Annotated in this window: 17 protein-coding genes; 14 read left to right on the top strand and 3 right to left on the bottom strand. The window is 57.7% G+C overall.

All coding sequences use genetic code 11. The features are described 5' to 3' along the window. Positions 1–4 precede the first annotated feature (4 nt). From ddpX to KK102_RS01225, 6 genes are read left to right on the top strand one after another with little or no spacing between them, the layout of a single operon-like run. Complete coding sequence (gene ddpX, locus KK102_RS01250) at positions 5–580, top strand: D-alanyl-D-alanine dipeptidase (RefSeq protein ID WP_010431314.1); 576 nt, start codon at positions 5–7, stop codon at positions 578–580. A gap of 15 nt (positions 581–595) precedes the next feature. After that, on the top strand, positions 596–2,128 hold the full coding sequence (locus tag KK102_RS01245; RefSeq protein WP_216356750.1) for an ABC transporter substrate-binding protein: 1,533 nt from the start codon (positions 596–598) through the stop codon (positions 2,126–2,128). A 23-nt stretch (positions 2,129–2,151) separates the two neighbouring features. Then, entirely contained in the window at positions 2,152–3,174 is a 1,023-nt protein-coding gene (locus KK102_RS01240) for an ABC transporter permease (RefSeq protein WP_126817046.1), read from the top strand. Then, a complete protein-coding gene (gene ddpC / locus KK102_RS01235; protein WP_216356749.1) occupies positions 3,171–4,064 on the top strand; it encodes a D,D-dipeptide ABC transporter permease in 894 nt (297 codons plus the stop codon). The genes KK102_RS01240 and ddpC overlap by 4 nt, the downstream gene beginning before the upstream one ends. Continuing rightward, on the top strand, positions 4,064–5,050 hold the full coding sequence (locus KK102_RS01230) for an ABC transporter ATP-binding protein (protein WP_216356748.1): 987 nt from the start codon (positions 4,064–4,066) through the stop codon (positions 5,048–5,050). Before ddpC ends, KK102_RS01230 begins: the two co-directional genes overlap by 1 nt. Next, a complete protein-coding gene (locus KK102_RS01225; RefSeq protein WP_126544727.1) occupies positions 5,043–5,972 on the top strand; it encodes an oligopeptide/dipeptide ABC transporter ATP-binding protein in 930 nt (309 codons plus the stop codon). Before KK102_RS01230 ends, KK102_RS01225 begins: the two co-directional genes overlap by 8 nt. Here the strand turns inward: KK102_RS01225 and KK102_RS01220 are convergent. Beyond that, positions 5,969–6,718: an SDR family oxidoreductase gene (locus KK102_RS01220; RefSeq protein WP_216356747.1), complete on the bottom strand. Its 750-nt coding sequence runs from the start codon at positions 6,716–6,718 to the stop codon at positions 5,969–5,971. The genes KK102_RS01225 and KK102_RS01220 overlap by 4 nt on opposite strands. A 116-nt stretch (positions 6,719–6,834) precedes the next feature. On the opposite strand from KK102_RS01220, the gene KK102_RS01215 reads away from it, so the two are divergent. Beyond that, positions 6,835–7,740, top strand: a complete 906-nt coding sequence (locus tag KK102_RS01215; protein WP_216356746.1) for a LysR family transcriptional regulator — start codon at positions 6,835–6,837, stop codon at positions 7,738–7,740. 24 nt (positions 7,741–7,764) lie between these two features. Here the strand turns inward: KK102_RS01215 and KK102_RS01210 are convergent, their stop codons facing one another. Next, complete coding sequence (locus KK102_RS01210) at positions 7,765–8,193, bottom strand: OsmC family protein (RefSeq protein WP_126544730.1); 429 nt, start codon at positions 8,191–8,193, stop codon at positions 7,765–7,767. Positions 8,194–8,308: 115 nt separating this feature from the next. Between KK102_RS01210 and KK102_RS01205 the strand changes: the two genes are divergently transcribed. Then, entirely contained in the window at positions 8,309–9,268 is a 960-nt protein-coding gene (locus KK102_RS01205) for a hypothetical protein (RefSeq protein WP_216356745.1), read from the top strand. Positions 9,269–9,271: 3 nt separating this feature from the next. On the opposite strand, the gene KK102_RS01200 is transcribed toward KK102_RS01205, so the two are convergent. Continuing rightward, positions 9,272–10,165, bottom strand: a complete 894-nt coding sequence (locus KK102_RS01200) for a LysR family transcriptional regulator (protein WP_216356744.1) — start codon at positions 10,163–10,165, stop codon at positions 9,272–9,274. Positions 10,166–10,276: 111 nt separating this feature from the next. On the opposite strand from KK102_RS01200, the gene KK102_RS01195 reads away from it, so the two are divergent. The 6 genes from KK102_RS01195 (at position 10,277) to adhP (ending at position 16,983) form a co-directional block, all read left to right on the top strand. Next, entirely contained in the window at positions 10,277–11,128 is an 852-nt protein-coding gene (locus KK102_RS01195; RefSeq protein ID WP_216356743.1) for a Vmh family MBL fold metallo-hydrolase, read from the top strand. 230 nt (positions 11,129–11,358) lie between these two features. Next, positions 11,359–11,574 carry a biofilm-dependent modulation protein gene (bdm, locus tag KK102_RS01190; RefSeq protein ID WP_014883903.1) on the top strand — a complete coding sequence of 72 codons (216 nt, stop codon included), beginning with the start codon at positions 11,359–11,361 and terminating at the stop codon, positions 11,572–11,574. 95 nt (positions 11,575–11,669) lie between these two features. After that, on the top strand, positions 11,670–11,807 hold the full coding sequence (sra, locus tag KK102_RS01185; protein WP_013096533.1) for a stationary-phase-induced ribosome-associated protein: 138 nt from the start codon (positions 11,670–11,672) through the stop codon (positions 11,805–11,807). 176 nt (positions 11,808–11,983) lie between these two features. Then, entirely contained in the window at positions 11,984–13,681 is a 1,698-nt protein-coding gene (locus KK102_RS01180) for an NAD-dependent malic enzyme (protein WP_126544733.1), read from the top strand. A 382-nt stretch (positions 13,682–14,063) separates the two neighbouring features. Then, positions 14,064–15,776: an ABC-F family ATP-binding cassette domain-containing protein gene (locus KK102_RS01175; protein ID WP_216356742.1), complete on the top strand. Its 1,713-nt coding sequence runs from the start codon at positions 14,064–14,066 to the stop codon at positions 15,774–15,776. 196 nt (positions 15,777–15,972) lie between these two features. After that, positions 15,973–16,983 carry an alcohol dehydrogenase AdhP gene (gene adhP / locus KK102_RS01170; protein ID WP_216356741.1) on the top strand — a complete coding sequence of 337 codons (1,011 nt, stop codon included), beginning with the start codon at positions 15,973–15,975 and terminating at the stop codon, positions 16,981–16,983. Positions 16,984–16,997 lie beyond the last annotated feature (14 nt).

Raw genomic sequence — 16,997 nt, 5'->3', positions numbered from 1 at the left:
ATCAATGTCCGACGAGTATCAACTGGTTGATGTGGCGAAGACGTTTCCCGCGCTGCATATCGATCTTAAATACGCCACCGATGACAACATCACCGGCAGGCCGATTTATCAGGAAGCGCGATGCTTGCTGCATACCGATGCGGCTACCGCGTTAGCGAAATCGATCGGCATTGCTACCCTGGCCGGACTGAAACTGGTGGTCTACGACGCCTACCGTCCGCAGGAGGCCCAGGCGCAGCTTTGGGATGCCTGCCCAAACCCGGAATACGTGGTTGATGTGGCCATTGGCTCGAACCACAGCCGGGGGACCGCCATCGACGTCACCTTGATGGATGAACGGGGTCACGTGCTGGATATGGGTGCCGGGTTTGACGAAATGCACGACCGCTCGCATCCGTATCACCCTTCCGTACCGCCGCAGGCACAGCGCAACCGCCTGCTGCTCAACGCCATTATGTTTGGCGGCGGATTCGTGGGCATCAGCAGCGAGTGGTGGCATTTCGAGCTGCCAAATGCCGCAGGCTACCCGCTGTTAGACGATCAATTCCCCTGTTTTTCGACCACACACGCTGCACGTTAATACTGGAGCCCGGCCATGAAAAAAACGCTTCTGACCACCCTGATCGCCGCTACGCTGGCGTTAACTTCTACCGCTGCACTGGCAGCCGTTCCCAAAGATATGCTGGTGATTGGCAAGGCGGCCGATCCGCAAACCCTCGACCCGGCGGTGACAATTGATAACAACGACTGGACGGTCACCTACCCGTCCTATCAACGTCTGGTGAAATACAAGCCGGGCACGACCGAGGTGGAAGGCGATCTGTCGACGGGCTGGAAAGCGTCCGACGACCAGAAAGAGTGGACATTTACCCTGACGGACAACGCCAGATTCTCCGACGGTACGCCGGTCACCGCCGAGGCGGTCAAGCTATCCTTCGAACGTCTGCTGAAAATCGCTCAGGGCCCGTCGGAAGCCTTCCCGAAAGATCTCAAGATTGATGCGGTTGATGAGCACACGGTGAAATTTACCCTCAGCCAGCCGTTTGCCCCGTTCCTCTATACGCTGGCGAACGACGGGGCCTCCATCATTAACCCGGCGGCGCTAAAAGCCAACTCCGCCGATGATGCACGCGGTTTTCTGGCGCAAAACACGGCAGGATCTGGCCCGTTCATGCTGAAAAGCTGGCAGAAAGGCCAGCAGCTGGTGCTGGTACCGAACCCACACTGGCCGGGTGACAAGCCGCACTTTAAGCGCGTGTCGGTGAAGATCATTGGCGAGAGCGCATCGCGCCGCCTGCAGCTTTCCCGTGGCGATCTGGACATCGCCGACTCTCTGCCGGTGGATCAGCTTTCCGCCCTCAAGCAGGAAGGCAAAGTGACCGTCGCGGAATACCCGTCCCTGCGTGTGACCTATCTCTATCTGAACAACAGCAAAGCGCCGATGAACCAGGCTGATTTACGCCGGGCAGTCTCCTGGGCGACGGACTATCAGGGGATGGTGAAAGGTATTCTGAGCGGCAACGGCAAGCAGATGCGCGGGCCGATCCCGGACGGCATGTGGGGTTATGACGCCACCGCCATGCAGTACAGCCTTGACGAGGCCAAAGCCAAAGCGGCGCTGGAAAAGGTGAAGGATAAACCCGCCAGCCTGACGTTCCTCTATTCCGACAACGATCCGAACTGGGAGCCGATCGCCCTTTCCACTCAGGCGAGCCTCGGCAAGCTCGGGATTAACGTCAAGCTGGAGAAACTGGCCAACGCCACCATGCGCGACCGCGTGGGCAAAGGCGATTACGACATTGCCATCGGCAACTGGAGCCCGGACTTTGCCGACCCGTATATGTTCATGAACTACTGGTTCGAATCGGACAAGAAAGGGCTGCCGGGCAACCGCGCGTTCTATGAGAACAAAGAGGTCGATGCCCTGCTTCAGGCGGCGCTGAAAACCACTGACCAGGCCGAGCGCACCAAAGACTATCAGCAGGCGCAAAAAGTGGTGATTGACGAGGCGGCCTACGTTTATCTCTTCCAGAAAAACTACCAGCTGGCGATGAACAAAGAGGTCAAAGGCTTCACCTTTAATCCGATGCTCGAGCAGGTGTTCAACATCGCCACCATGAGCAAGTAGCGGCTCTCGCCGGGGGAAAATGTATGACGTTCTGGAGCATTCTGCGCCAGCGCTGCTGGGGGTTACTCCTGGTGGTGGCCGGTGTCTGTATTATCACCTTTGTTATTTCACACATGATCCCCGGCGATCCGGCCCGCCTGCTGGCCGGTGACCGCGCCAGCGACGAAATGGTCCAGAGCATCCGCCAGCAGTTGGGGCTGGATCAGCCGCTCTGGGTCCAATTTGGCCGCTACGTGGACGCGCTGGCGCACGGTGATTTAGGCACCTCCATCCGCACGGGGCGGCCGGTGGCGGAAGATTTGAAGGCCTTTTTTCCCGCCACGCTGGAACTGGCCTTTTGCTCCCTGCTGCTGGCGCTGGTGATTGGCGTGCCGCTGGGGATTTTATCCGCGGTCTACCGTAACCGCTGGCTGGACCACCTGGTGCGGCTGATGGCGATGACCGGCATCTCCACGCCCGCGTTTTGGCTGGGGCTGGGGGTGATTGTGCTGTTCTACGGACAACTGCAAATTCTCCCGGGCGGCGGCAGGCTGGATGACTGGCTCGATCCGCCCACGCACGTGACCGGGTTTTATCTGCTTGATGCGCTGCTGGAAGGCAACGGCGAGGTGTTTTTCAACGCGCTGCAGCACCTGATTCTCCCCTCGCTCACCCTGGCGTTTGTTCACCTGGGAATTGTCGCGCGACAGGTTCGCTCGGCGATGCTGGAGCAGCTTAGCGAGGATTACATCCGCACCGCCCGCGCCAGCGGCCTGCCGGGCTGGTACATCGTCCTGCGCTATGCTCTGCCCAATGCGATGATCCCGTCGATTACGGTGCTCGGGCTGGCGCTGGGCGATCTGCTTTACGGTGCGGTGCTGACCGAAACCGTCTTTGCCTGGCCGGGAATGGGTGCCTGGGTGGTGACCTCTATTCAGGCGCTGGATTTCCCGGCAGTAATGGGCTTCGCGGTGGTGGTGTCGCTGGCGTATGTCTTCGTCAATCTGGTGGTGGATCTGCTCTATCTGTGGATTGACCCACGAATCGGGCGCGGAGGTGCCGAATGATGTTAACTCAGGAAACGTCCGTCCCCGTAAAGCCCGCAAAGCAGCGCATCAACTGGGCAAAGCTGTTCTGGATGCTGCGCCAAAGCCCACTCACGCTGATTGGCGGCGTAATAATGCTGCTGATGCTGGCGCTGATGGTGACATCACCATGGATCGTACCGCACGACCCGAACGCGCTCGATCTGACCGCCCGCCTGCAGGCACCGTCTGCACAACACTGGTTTGGCACCGATGAAGTGGGCCGCGATCTGTTCAGCCGGGTGCTGATTGGCAGCCAGCAATCCATTACCGCAGGGTTAGCCGTGGTGGCGATCGCGGGCGGTATTGGCTCGCTGCTCGGCTGTCTGTCCGGCGTGCTGGGCGGGCGCGGTGACGCCATTATCATGCGGATTATGGACATTATGCTCTCCATCCCTTCGCTGGTGCTGACGATGGCGCTGGCCGCCGCGCTCGGCCCGAGCCTGTTTAACGCCATGCTGGCGATTGCGATTGTGCGCATTCCGTTTTATGTCCGCCTGGCGCGCGGGCAAACGCTGGTGGTGCGCCAGTTTACCTACGTGCAGGCCGCACGTACCTTTGGCGCTTCGCGATGGCACTTGATCAGCTGGCACATCCTGCGCAACGCCCTGCCGCCGCTGATTGTGCAGGCCTCACTGGATATCGGCAGCGCGATCCTGATGGCCGCCACGCTGGGCTTCATTGGTTTAGGCGCGCAGCAGCCCACCGCCGAATGGGGGGCGATGGTCGCCGTTGGCCGCAACTACGTGCTTGACCAGTGGTGGTACTGCGCCTTTCCGGGAGCGGCGATTCTGATCGCCGCTGTCGGTTTTAACCTGTTTGGCGATGGGATCCGCGACCTGCTGGATCCGAAATCGGGAGGAAAGCAGTGATGAGTGATGCCGTTTTAGCGATAGAAGATGTACACCTGAGCTTCCCGATTTTTCGCGGAGACGTTCATGCGCTTAACCACGTTTCGCTGGAGATCAAGCGCGGGGAAATCGTCGGCGTGGTGGGCGAATCCGGTTCGGGCAAATCGGTGACGGCGATGCTGGCGATGCGCCTGCTGCCGGAAGGTAGCTACCGTGTTCATCACGGAAAGGTCACTCTGCTGGGTGAAGACGTGCTGAACGCCACGGAAAAACAGCTTCGCCAGTGGCGTGGCGCGAAGGTGGCGATGATTTTTCAGGAGCCGATGACGGCGCTCAATCCGACCCGGCGCATCGGCAAACAAATGGTGGAGGTGATCCGCCAGCATCAGCCGCTTTCCCGGCGGGAGGCGCAGCAAAAAGCCATCAGCCTGCTGGAGGAGATGCAAATTCCCGACGCGGCCAGAGTGATGGAGCGCTATCCGTTTGAGCTTTCCGGCGGCATGCGTCAGCGGGTAATGATTGCCCTTGCCTTCTCCTGCGAGCCGGAGCTGATCGTTGCGGATGAGCCCACCACCGCGCTGGATGTGACCGTCCAGCTGCAGGTGCTGCGGTTACTGAAGCATAAAGCGCGCGCCAGCGGTACCTCGGTGCTGTTTATCAGCCACGATATGGCGGTGGTATCGCAGCTTTGTGACCGGATGTACGTGATGTATGCCGGGAGCGTGATAGAGAGCGGCGCCACGCAGACGTTAATTCATCATCCTGTTCATCCCTATTCCATCGGCCTGCTGCAGTGCGCACCGGAAAACGGCCAACCTCGCGACGTTCTACCCGCCATTCCCGGCACGGTACCCAACCTCAGCCAGCTTCCGCGCGGGTGCGCATTTCGCGAGCGCTGCTTTGCCGCTGGCGCGAAATGCGGCGAAACGCCCCGCCTGATGCCACATGGCGCTGAAGGCCAACAGGCGGCATGCTGGTACCCGCAACAGGGGGGACATCATGTCTGACATTCTGCTGGAACTGAACAGCGTGCACGTGAACTTTACCGCGCGCAAAAACTGGCTTGGGCGCGTTACCGAGCAGGTTCACGCCCTCAACGGGCTGGATCTCCAGCTCCATCGGGGCGAAACGCTGGGCATTGTCGGAGAGTCCGGCTGCGGCAAAAGCACGCTGGCGCAGCTGCTGATGGGGATGCTCAAACCCAGTACCGGCGTTTGCCAGCGGACGCACCATGCTGGCGATATGCAGATGGTGTTTCAGGATCCGCTCTCGTCGCTCGATCCGCGTTTGCCGGTCTGGCGGATTATCACCGAGCCGGTGTGGGTGCAAAAACGCAGCAGCGTACGTGAACGTCGCCAGCTTGCTGAGGATCTGGCGCTGCAGGTCGGGATTCGTCCGGAATATCTCGATCGGCTTCCCCACGCGTTTTCGGGCGGCCAGCGCCAGCGCATCGCCATCGCCCGCGCGCTCTCCTCCGATCCTGACGTCATCGTGCTGGATGAACCCACCAGCGCTCTGGATATCTCCGTGCAGGCGCAGATCCTCAATCTGCTGATCAAGCTGCAGCAGCAGCGCAATCTTACCTACGTGCTGATCTCGCATAACGTCTCGGTGGTCCGGCACATGAGCGACCGCGTGGCGGTGATGTATCTGGGACAAATCGTTGAGCTGGGAAGCGCCGCGCAGGTTCTGGGGGATCCTCAGCATCCGTATACGCGGCTGCTGCTGGACTCCGTCCCGAAAACCGGCGTGCCGCTGGATGAAGCGCTGGCGCTGCGTAAAACGGACCTTCCGGGTAACCGCCATCTGCCAGAAGGGTGTTATTTTCGCGACCGCTGCCCGATGGCGGCGCAGGGGTGTGAACGCCCTCAGACGCTACAGCCCTCGCGTGAGGGCCGAAACGTGCGCTGCTGGCGAAATGCGGATTAGATTTGTGCCATTCCGCCGTCGACAAACAGCTCGACGGCGTTAATAAAGCTGGCCGCGTCGGAGGCCAGAAACGCCACCGCTTTACCGACCTCGCCCGGTGCCCCTAAGCGGCCCAGCGGAACCTGAGCGGCCAATGCGTCGTAAAGCCCCTGGCGCTGCGCTTCCGGCACCAGGTCACCCAGTCCCGGGGTTTTGACCGGACCAGGGCTGACGACGTTGACGCGAATGCCCCGCCCCTGCAAATCCAGTGCCCAGGAGCGGGCAAAGTTACGCACGGCGGCCTTACTGGCGCTGTACACGCTGAAGTTGGCGGTCCCTTTCACCGACACGGTCGACCCTGTAAGGATGATGGATGAGCCGGTGACCAACAGCGGCAGCGCTTTTTGTACCGTAAACAGTACGCCACGCACGTTGGTGCCGAAAATCCGGTCAAACTGCTCTTCGGTGATGGCCCCGAGCGGCAGCATGTCCCCGCCGCCTGCGTTAGCAAACAGGATATCCAGGCGACCTGCTTCCTGTGCAATTTGGGCGTAGACCCGGTCGAGATCGGCAAGCGAAGAGACGTCTGCGCGGGTACCCACGGCAGCGGCACCGACGCTGGCAACGGCGGCATCCAGCTCGGCCTGGCGGCGACCGGTGATATAAACCTTAGCACCCTGTGCCGCCAGCTCCTGCGCGGTTGCCAGACCAATACCTGTGCTGCCGCCGGTCACCAGTGCGATTTTTCCTGCGAGCGTTGTGTTCATTGTATTCACCTTTAATAAGGGGGTTGGGTTGAACACACTTTATCGCTGGCGTTATTGGTGAAAAATGGGCAAAAATGAAAATGACTATTTACACAGAGAAATAATTCGGGGGGAGCATGGATCAATTACTGGCGATGCGGGCGTTTACGCGAGTCGTTGAATCTGGCAGCTTCACGCGTGCGGCAGATTCTCTGAACATGCCGATCGCCACGCTGAGCAAGCTGGTCAAATCGCTGGAAACGCATCTGGAAACGAGGCTGCTGCACCGGACGACCCGCCGCGTCGTGACGACGCTCGAGGGGACGGAATATTATGAAAAAGCCCTGCGAGTGCTGATTGACATTGAGGATATCGACACCTCGTTTCGCGCCTCCTGCTGTACGCCCAAAGGACATTTGCGTATAGACGTCGGCGGCTCCACCGCGCGTGACGTGCTGATCCCCCTGCTGCCGGATTTTATGCAGCGGTATCCGGATATTCGCATCGATCTGGGCGTGGCCGACCGCCCGGTAGATTTGATAGGCGGCAACGTGGACTGCGTGATCCGCGGTGGCCCGCTTGATGATTCAACGCTGATCGCCCGCCGCATCGGGGAGGCGGAAAGGGTGACCTGTGCGTCACCCGACTATTTGAAGCGTCACGGCATTCCCGCGTACCCGCAAGAGCTGCGCAATGGGCACAGGCTCGTGAGCTATCTCTCACCCGTGACCGGACGGGCGTTTCCTTTTCGCTTCAGAGAAAACGGCGAGGCGCTGGACATCAGCGTGCCGCACTATCTTGGGGTAAACGAAAGCAATGCGCACCTGGCGGCGGCGGTCGCGGGGCTGGGAATTATTCAGACGTTTGGCTACGCGGCCCGTTCCTCTTTGAGAACCGGAGCGTTAGTTGAAATCCTTCATGAATGGCGTCCTGCGGATTATCCTTTTCACGTGGTTTATCCGCAGAACCGGCATCTGACGCATCGCCTGCGGGCATTTATTACGTGGTTGGGTGACGTGTTCCCGACAGCGTTGAAGGGCTAGCCGGGCGGGCGCCCGGCTTTAGACTTAGTTGAGCTTATAGTCCAGCGTGATTTCCGCTTTTAATACCTGCGATACCGGGCATCCGGCTTTGGCCTTCTGGATGATGCCGTCGAACTTCTGCGGATCAATACCCGGCACGGTGACCTTACTGCTTAGCGCAATTTTCGTGATAGCAAAACCACCGTCGGCTTTATCCAGCGAGACATCCGCCGTGGTGTCAATGGAATCCGCAGTGAAGCCCGCTTCACCAATCATCAGCGACAGCGCCATTGAGAAACAGGCGGCGTGCGCTGCGCCAATCAACTCTTCCGGGTTCGTGCCCTTAGCGCCTTCAAAACGGGTGTTAAAGCCGTAAGGTTGTTGATTCAGGACGCCACTTTCCGTTGAAACCGTCCCTTTTCCTGATTTGATGTCACCAGACCAGTGTGCCGAACCGTGCTTATGAATCGTCATTCTTGCTCTCCTTTTGGCTTACAAAGGGTTAAGTATAGACTATGCCTCTGGCACTCCCCTGAACCCAGACAATTCCGTAACTTACCTCTACCCTACCGACAACAAGGATAAACATATGACGCTAAAAATCAGGACGGTCCTCGCGGTAATGACGCTGGCTATGTCGCTGTCTGTGCTGGCAAAGACGCCGGAAAACTTTATTTATACCAGTTCAGGCGATCTCGACGCAGCGTTCCCGCTTGTTGCGCGAAGCGACATCGGCGGCGTGCAGATCGTCTACAGCTGGCGCGCGCTGGAGAAAGAGAAGGACAGCTATGACTTCTCGCAGATTGAACGGGATCTGGCGCGCCTCAAGGCCGCCAATAAAAAACTCTTTATTCAAATTCAGGATCGTTTTTTCGAAAAAGATGCCCGCTATGTTCCTGACTATCTGATGAAGGATAAGCAATACGGCGGCGGCATTGCGCCGCAGTTTGATAACCCAGGGGAAGGTAAACCGGTTGGCTCGGGCTGGGTAGCTCAACAGTGGGATCCCGCCGTGCGTCAGCGGTATCAGGCGTTACTGGCCGCCATTGCTAAGCAGTTTGATGGCCGGGTGTATGGCGTGAATCTTCCCGAAACGGCGATAGATCTTGACGAGAAAAAGCCACCGAAGGGATTTACATGTGATACCTATTTTGCCGGAGAAATGGAAAACCTGGCCTATGCGCGAAAGGCGTTCAGCCAGTCCCACGTCGTGCAGTATGTCAACTTCTGGCCGTGCGAGTGGAATAACGATCGCGATTACATGGGACGCCTGTTTGCCTTCGCCAGCGCCAACAACGTCGGCCTCGGCGGCCCGGATATCGTTCCCAACCGCAAGGCGCACATGAAGAACGCTTACCCGTTCTTCAATCAGTACAAAGGTAAACTCGCCCTCGTCGCCATGGCCGTTCAGGAGCCGACCCTGACCTACCGCAACCCGGAGACCGGAAAACCGTTCACCAAAACTGAGTTTGTGCAGTTTGCAGAGAATTATCTCGGCGCTGATATCATCTTCTGGAGCACGTCATCCCCCTGGCTGAATGCGAAATAGCCATCAGCTCTGCCGTGCGTCGTTAGACAGATAGCGCGCAATTTCGTCCAGAAAGACGCGCAGCGCCGCGGGCTGATATTCCCGGGACTGATAAATACCGTGAATGGTTAAGGTTCTGGGTTTCAGCCCGCTCAGCAACGGGACCAGCGTACCCTGCTCAATCGCGACGTGTGCTTCCTGCTCTGGCAGCATCGCAATGCCGCAGTGCTTTTCTGCCGCGTCCATCAACAATGATGAGATGCTGGCGCTGAGGTTGCCGCTTACGGCGACGCTGACGCTTTCCCCTTCCGGCGTCAGGAAGTGCCACGACTGGCCAGCGAAAAAGCTGTAGTGCAGACAGTTGTGCTGCGCTAAGTCATCCGCATGTACTGGCGTGCCGTGGGTCGCGAGATACTGCGGCGATGCACAGAGTACGGAGCGGCACTCACCCAGCCTGCGGGCAATCATTCCCGGTTCCGGGTTATCCGTGATGCGAATCGCCACGTCAATCCGTTCTCCGACAAGGCTCACCGGATGGTTGTTCACGTCCAGCTCAACGCGCAGCTGCGGAAACCGGGACAGCAGATCGGGCAGCACCGGCGCGATAATGTGCATAGCGGTAAAATGCGCGCAGGCTACCCGCAGCGTGCCTGAAGGCAAATCTTTTGCCGACTGATCTTCAATTTCCTGCGACAGCTGCGAAAGCGTGCGCGTTTTTTGCAGCACCTTTTCCCCTGCTGCCGTCAGCGTCAGCTTGCGCGTCGAGCGGTTTACCAGCCGCGTTCCCGCCCACTTTTCCATCTGTTCCAGATAGCGGCTGACCATTGGGCGAGAAATACCCAGCGCACGGGCTGCCGCGCTCAGGCTCCCCAGCTCGCATATTCGGTTATAGACCTGAGCAGCAATTACGCGATCCATACAACACTCCATTTGCTCGATTTATGAAACAAAGCATGTCTTGTTTCAGGAATTCTGGCAAATGCGAATATCCGTACAATAGCGATATTCCTGAACAACAGAGACAACAGCATGAAATTCACTCACCTTGCCCTGCTTTCCACCCTTTTTACTCCGGCTGTGTTTGCCGCGCCGTTGACCATTGATACCTATAACCCGCAGGAAAAAGGCATTTTTGCGGTCTCCTCCACGCTGGTCTCCGGCCCGAAAGAGGCGGTGCTGTTTGACGCGCAGTTCAGCGTGAAAGATGGCGAAGCGCTGGTAGAAAAAATCCGCAAAAGCGGGAAAACACTGAACAAGATTGTGATCACCTCCGGCGATCCGGATTTCTATTTTGGCCTTCAGCCGCTGGTGAAAGCCTTCCCGAATGCCAAAGTGGTGGCCACGCAGCATGTGGTTGACCATATCAAAGCCACCAAAGACGCCAAACTCGCCTTCTGGGGTCCGCAGATGAAAGACGGCGCGCCAACGGAGCTGGTTGTCCCGCAGGTGCTCGCGTCCACCACGTTTATGGTTGACGGAGAAAAGATTGATATTGAGGAGCCAGACAGCTACGCGGCCTATGTGTGGATCCCATCAGCGAAGACTATCCTCGGCGGCACCGGCGTCTCCTGGGGCATTCACGTCTGGACAGCGGATACCCAAACGTCGGCTCGCCGTCAGCAGTGGCAGGCAACCCTGGATAATATGGTCGCGCACAAGCCAGAGCGCGTGATCCCGGGCCACTACCTCGGTACGCCGCCAGCCGGAACCGGCGCTATCGACTTTACCCGCACGTATCTGCAGCAGTTTGAACAGGCATTGGCCAAGCATAAGGATTCTGCTGGCGTGATTGCCGCGATGAAAAAACAGCAGCCGGACCTGGCCGAAGTCAGCTCTCTTGAGTTAAGCGCTAAGGTGAATACCGGCGAAATGAAGTGGTAAGTTAAAATCTGCTCCTGCTATATTTCCACGATAGCAGGAGCAACCCGCAAATATCCGCCCACTCTCCCACTGATTTCCCCTTCTTTTTAAAAGCACATAAAAGCATGCACTTATGACTTTTTTAATTCTAAGATGAATCTTACACACAGTGCCGGAAATATTTGCCATTCTGAATGTGAATTATATTTTTGCACGCCGTAACATTAAACAGACAACGACACGGAGGCAGCATGTTTACTTATTACCCGGCAAATACTACAGCAGCACAACCGGAACTCGTTAACGCCATTGCGCAGGGTCTTCACGCCGAGCACGGTGCTGTGACTGAAGATGACATTTTGATGGAACTGACCAGGTGGGTGGAATCCACAGATAATGACATCCTCAGTGACATCTACCAGCAGACCATTAACTACGTCGTCAGCGGGCGAAACGCACCTTTGTAAAAACCTGCTAAGCTGGATCTGCAACCTAAGGGGTTACATTTCGTTTGCGTAAGCAAGCTTGTCCTTAAAACTATCAACAGGATTGAGGAGTTAACATGAAATCGAACCGTCAGGCACGCCATATTCTGGGACTGAACTACAAGCTTTCAAACCAACGTAAAGTGGTGATTGAGGGCGACAGTGAAACGCAGGTCACCCACGCCACGGGCAGAAAACGCCACGCCGGCAAGTAAGTTCCAGGAAGATATTTACGACACCATCGGTAATCCCGATGGTGTTTTTGTTTATACGTTGCGGTAATTAATATTTAGCTCCTTTATAATACCGCCCGACCGCACCCCGTAGCACAGGCCAGAAAGATGACAAACAGCAGTGTCAGGGACGGATCTTCATAAAAAGAGTGAGTGACATGGACAACAAACTGAAAAAACATCGTTCCTTATACATCCCATACGCCGGACCCGTTTTACTCGAATTTCCCCTGCTCAATAAAGGCAGCGCCTTCAGCATGGAAGAGCGCGGCAGCTTTAACCTGCTAGGTCTCTTACCTGAAGTGGTTGAAACCATTGAAGAACAGGCAGAGCGCGCCTGGATCCAGTATCAGGGCTTCAAGACGGAAATCGACAAACACATCTACCTGCGCAACATCCAGGACACCAACGAAACCCTCTTCTATCGCCTGGTGCAAAACCATCTCGAAGAGATGATGCCGGTGATCTACACCCCGACGGTGGGTGCCGCCTGCGAGCGTTTCTCGGAGATCTATCGCCGTTCCCGCGGGGTATTCATCTCTTATCAGAACCGTCACAACATGGACGATATTCTGCAGAACGTGCCGAACCATAATATTAAAGTCATCGTGGTGACCGACGGCGAACGTATTCTGGGTCTTGGTGACCAGGGCATTGGCGGGATGGGGATCCCCATCGGTAAGCTCTCCCTCTACACCGCCTGCGGCGGCATCAGCCCGGCGTATACCCTGCCGGTGGTGCTGGATGTCGGTACCAATAACCAGCAGCTGTTGAACGACCCGCTCTATATGGGCTGGCGTCATCCGCGTATTACCGACGACGAGTACTATCAGTTTGTCGACGACTTCATCCAGGCCGTGAAGCACCGCTGGCCGGACGTGCTGCTGCAGTTTGAGGACTTTGCGCAGAAAAACGCGATGCCGCTGCTGAATCGCTATCGCGATGAGATCTGCTCCTTTAACGACGATATCCAGGGCACCGCAGCCGTGACCGTAGGCACGCTGATCGCCGCCAGCCGCGCAGCGGGAAGCCAGCTGAGCTACCAGAAAATCGTCTTCCTTGGCGCAGGCTCTGCGGGCTGCGGTATCGCCGAGCAGATTATCGCCCAGACGCAGCGCGAAGGGTTAAGCGAAGAGCTGGCCCGCTCCCGCGTCTTTATGGTGGACCGTTTCGGCCTGCTGACCGACGGTATGCCGAACCTGCTGCCGTTCCAGACCAAGCTGGTGCAGAAGCGCGACAACCTGAAAAACTGGGATACCGACAACGAAGTTCTTTCCCTGCTGGACGTGGTGCGCAACGTGAAGCCGGATATTCTGATCGGCGTTTCCGGACAAACCGGTCTCTTTACCGAAGAGATCATCCGCGAGATGCACAAGCACTGCGAGCGCCCTATCGTGATGCCGCTCTCTAACCCGACCTCACGCGTGGAAGCAACGCCGCAGGACATCATCGCCTGGACCGAAGGTAACGCGCTGGTCGCGACCGGCAGTCCGTTCGATCCGGTGGTGTGGAAGGATAAAACCTATCCGATTGCCCAATGCAATAACTCGTACATCTTCCCGGGCATTGGTCTGGGGGTGATCGCCTCCGGCGCGTCCCGCATTACCGACGAAATGCTGATGTCGGCAAGCGAAACCCTGGCGGGCCACTCGCCGCTGGTCAACGACGGCGAAGGGCTGGTGCTGCCAGAGCTGAAAGATATTCACAAGGTGTCGCGCGCCATCGCGTTTGCGGTAGGTAAAATGGCGCAGCAGCAGGGCGTGGCGGTGAAAACCTCTGCCGACGCGCTGCAGCAGGCCATCGACGACAACTTCTGGAAGCCTGAATACCGCAGCTATCGCCGTACGTCGATTTAAACCGTTCCGCCCGGTGGCGCTTCGCTTACCGGGCCTACGGGCTGGGTGTTTTCCCTCTCCCTATGGGAGAGGGTCAGGGTGAGGGCAACAAACCGCACCATCGAATACCCACTAGCCAAACCCCTTTTCCCCCGCTACACTCCTTCCATCCATTAACCCACTGAATATATAAGGAGGCCAATTATGCTGTATCGTGAAATTTTCAATGTTTCACATACATTTGGTGATCGCACCCGCTCAAGCGTTATCGGTATCGTGCTGCGATAACTTCTGCTTGAGCGAAGACACCAACCCCTGAAATCCCTTCTCTCGGGCTTACTGAGTTATCGTCAGCGATGTTTGACGAGGCATAAACATGCCTGTAACTCTTGGGTAAGCAACAATGAGCACTTTACTCACTGCACAATATTTACGCGTTGATACGGCGTTTGGCACGCTCTTCGACTCACTCTCCTTTACGCTGAAAAAAGGCGACCGCATTGGCCTGCTGGGCGACAACGGCTGCGGCAAAAGTACGCTGCTGAAGGTGCTGGACGGCACAGATTCCCCTGCTGCCGGAACGGTAGCGCTGGCCGGGCACTGCCTGATGGCGCGCGTTGAGCAACATCTCCCGGACGCCATTTTCCCGCTGACCATGCTGGATGCCGTACTCGCACAGCTGCCTTTTGCTGAGCGCGACAGCCTGCGCTGGAAAGCCGAAACGCTGCTGGCAAGCATGGGCTTCACGCCGCAGGATATGATGATGCAATCCGCAACGCTCAGCGGCGGGCAGCATACGCGTCTGCTGCTGGCGCGAGCGCTGATTCACGATCCGGATCTGCTCCTGCTGGACGAACCGAGCAACCACCTCGATTTACCGACCCTGCTGTGGCTGGAACAATTCCTGCAGAACTGGCCCGGGAGCTTCGTGCTGGTCTCGCACGACAGACAGCTGCTGGATGCCGTCACCAACGGCAGCTGGATCCTGCGCGATAAGATGCTGCACTACTTTGCCCTTCCCTGCACGGCGGCACGCAAGGCGCTTGAAGCAAAAGATGAAAGCGACGCGCAGCGCCACAAAGCGGAGCAAAAGGAGATCGATCGCGTCACCGCCAGCGCCAGGCGGCTGGCAACCTGGGGCAAGGTTTACGACAACGAAGACCTTGCCCGCAAAGCCAAACAGATGGAAAAACAGGTCGAACGGCTCAGGGAGAGCCAGACGCCGCTTACGGCGGGCAGTCAGTGGACGTTAACCCTACGTGGCGACGCGCTGCGGGCAGACCGTCTACTGGAACTGGAAAACCTCGACGTCCCGCCTGCGCCCGGGCTACCGCCGCTGTTTAACATCGAAATGGCACGGCTGAAAAGCGGCGATCGCGTGGCGATTGTCGGTCGTAACGGCTGCGGCAAATCGTCGCTGATGAGGCTTATCTGGCAACAGTTTGCCGATGAACTGACCCGCGACGGGCTGAAGCTGCACCCACGCGTGTCGCCGGGCTATTACGACCAGACGCTGAATCAGCTGCCGGACAACGCCACGCTGCTCGACGCGCTGGAGCCTTTCGCGCCGGATCCGCAGAACCGCAAAATGGCCCTGATAGGCGCCGGCTTCCCGTGGGCGCGTCACGGACAAACCGTCAGCACGCTCAGCGGCGGCGAGCGCTCTCGCCTGCTGTTCGTTGGCCTGACGCTTGCCCGTTATAGCCTGCTGATGCTGGATGAGCCGACCAACCACCTTGATATGGAAGGCAAAGCGGCGCTGGCAGAAACCCTTCAGCAGTTCGAAGGCGGCGTGCTGCTGGTCAGCCATGACCGTCAGTTAATCAGCCAAAGCTGCAACCGTTTCTGGCTGATTGAAGAGAGAACGCTGAGCGAATGGCACGATGCCGAAGCGGTGTTTGAGCGGATGCGTGAAAGCGCGGGTCTGATGACATCCACCGCGCCTGTCATCGCCGCTGAGACAGTTCAATCCTCGCCGTATGACGATCTGCTCGAACGGCTGGTCGCGCTGGAAACGCTGCTGGAAGACGATCTGGCGCGTAAGCCGAAGCATCAAAAGCCGCAGCTGCAGGCGCAATGGCGTAAAGAGATTGAGGAGATAGAAGCACAGCTGTAAATCTGCGCCCGGCGAGCACCTCGCCGGGCCAGCATTTTCCCCCTTAATTATTAGAGGATCGCCGTATTCTTAATCTGAAAACGGATTAAATGATGACATTATGTTGCCGCAGCCTTGCATTACCAGGCTAATGTATTAATCCTTAAGGGGTATTACACCCACTATGCAGATTCTTATCATGAACAAGGAGATACACATGAAGGCTGCTGTTGTCACACAGGACCACCAGGTCAACGTTACCGAAAAAACCTTACGCCCGCTCAAGCACGGGGAAGCCCTGCTGAAGATGGAGTGCTGTGGCGTATGCCATACCGACCTCCACGTGAAGAACGGCGATTTCGGCGATAAAACCGGGGTTATCCTGGGCCATGAAGGGATTGGCATCGTGAAGGAAATCGGCCCCGGCGTGAAATCACTGAAAGTTGGCGATCGTGCCAGCGTGGCGTGGTTTTTCGAAGGCTGCGGCCACTGCGAATATTGTAATACCGGCAACGAAACCCTGTGCCGCGACGTGAAAAACGCCGGCTACTCCGTTGACGGCGGCATGGCGGAAGAGTGCATCGTCACCGCTGACTACGCCGTAAAAGTGCCGGACGGTCTGGATTCGGCAGCGGCCAGTAGCATTACCTGCGCCGGCGTAACCACCTACAAAGCGGTGAAAGTGTCTGAAATCAAACCGGGCCAGTGGATTGCAATTTATGGTCTGGGCGGGCTGGGCAACCTCGCGCTGCAGTACGCCAAAAACGTCTTTAACGCCAAAGTCATCGCCCTTGACGTTAACGACGAACAGCTGAAGCTGGCGGCCAGCATGGGTGCAGATTTGACCATCAACTCCCGCAGCGAAGATGCCGCGAAAATTGTGCAAGAGAAAACGGGCGGCGCACATGCCGCAGTCGTCACTGCCGTCGCAAAAGCCGCATTCAACTCAGCCGTTGATGCCGTGCGTGCCGGTGGCCGCGTGGTCGCGGTTGGCCTGCCGCCAGAAGCGATGAGCCTCGACATTCCGCGCCTGGTGCTCGACGGCATTCAGGTGGTCGGTTCGCTTGTCGGCACCCGTCAGGATCTGCAGGAAGCCTTCCAGTTCGCCGCTGAGGGTAAGGTTGTGCCGAAAGTGACGATGCGTCCGCTTGAGGACATCAACGCCATCTTTAAAGAGATGGAACAGGGCCAGATCCGCGGCCGTATGGTGATCGACCTGCGTTCATAACCGATCATCTTTCA

Origin of the sequence: Enterobacter quasimori, assembly GCF_018597345.1 — a bacterium.
GTDB lineage: Bacteria > Pseudomonadota > Gammaproteobacteria > Enterobacterales > Enterobacteriaceae > Enterobacter > Enterobacter mori.
Note: the sequence above shows the minus strand (reverse complement) of the source record. Positions and strands in the feature narration are given on the sequence as shown.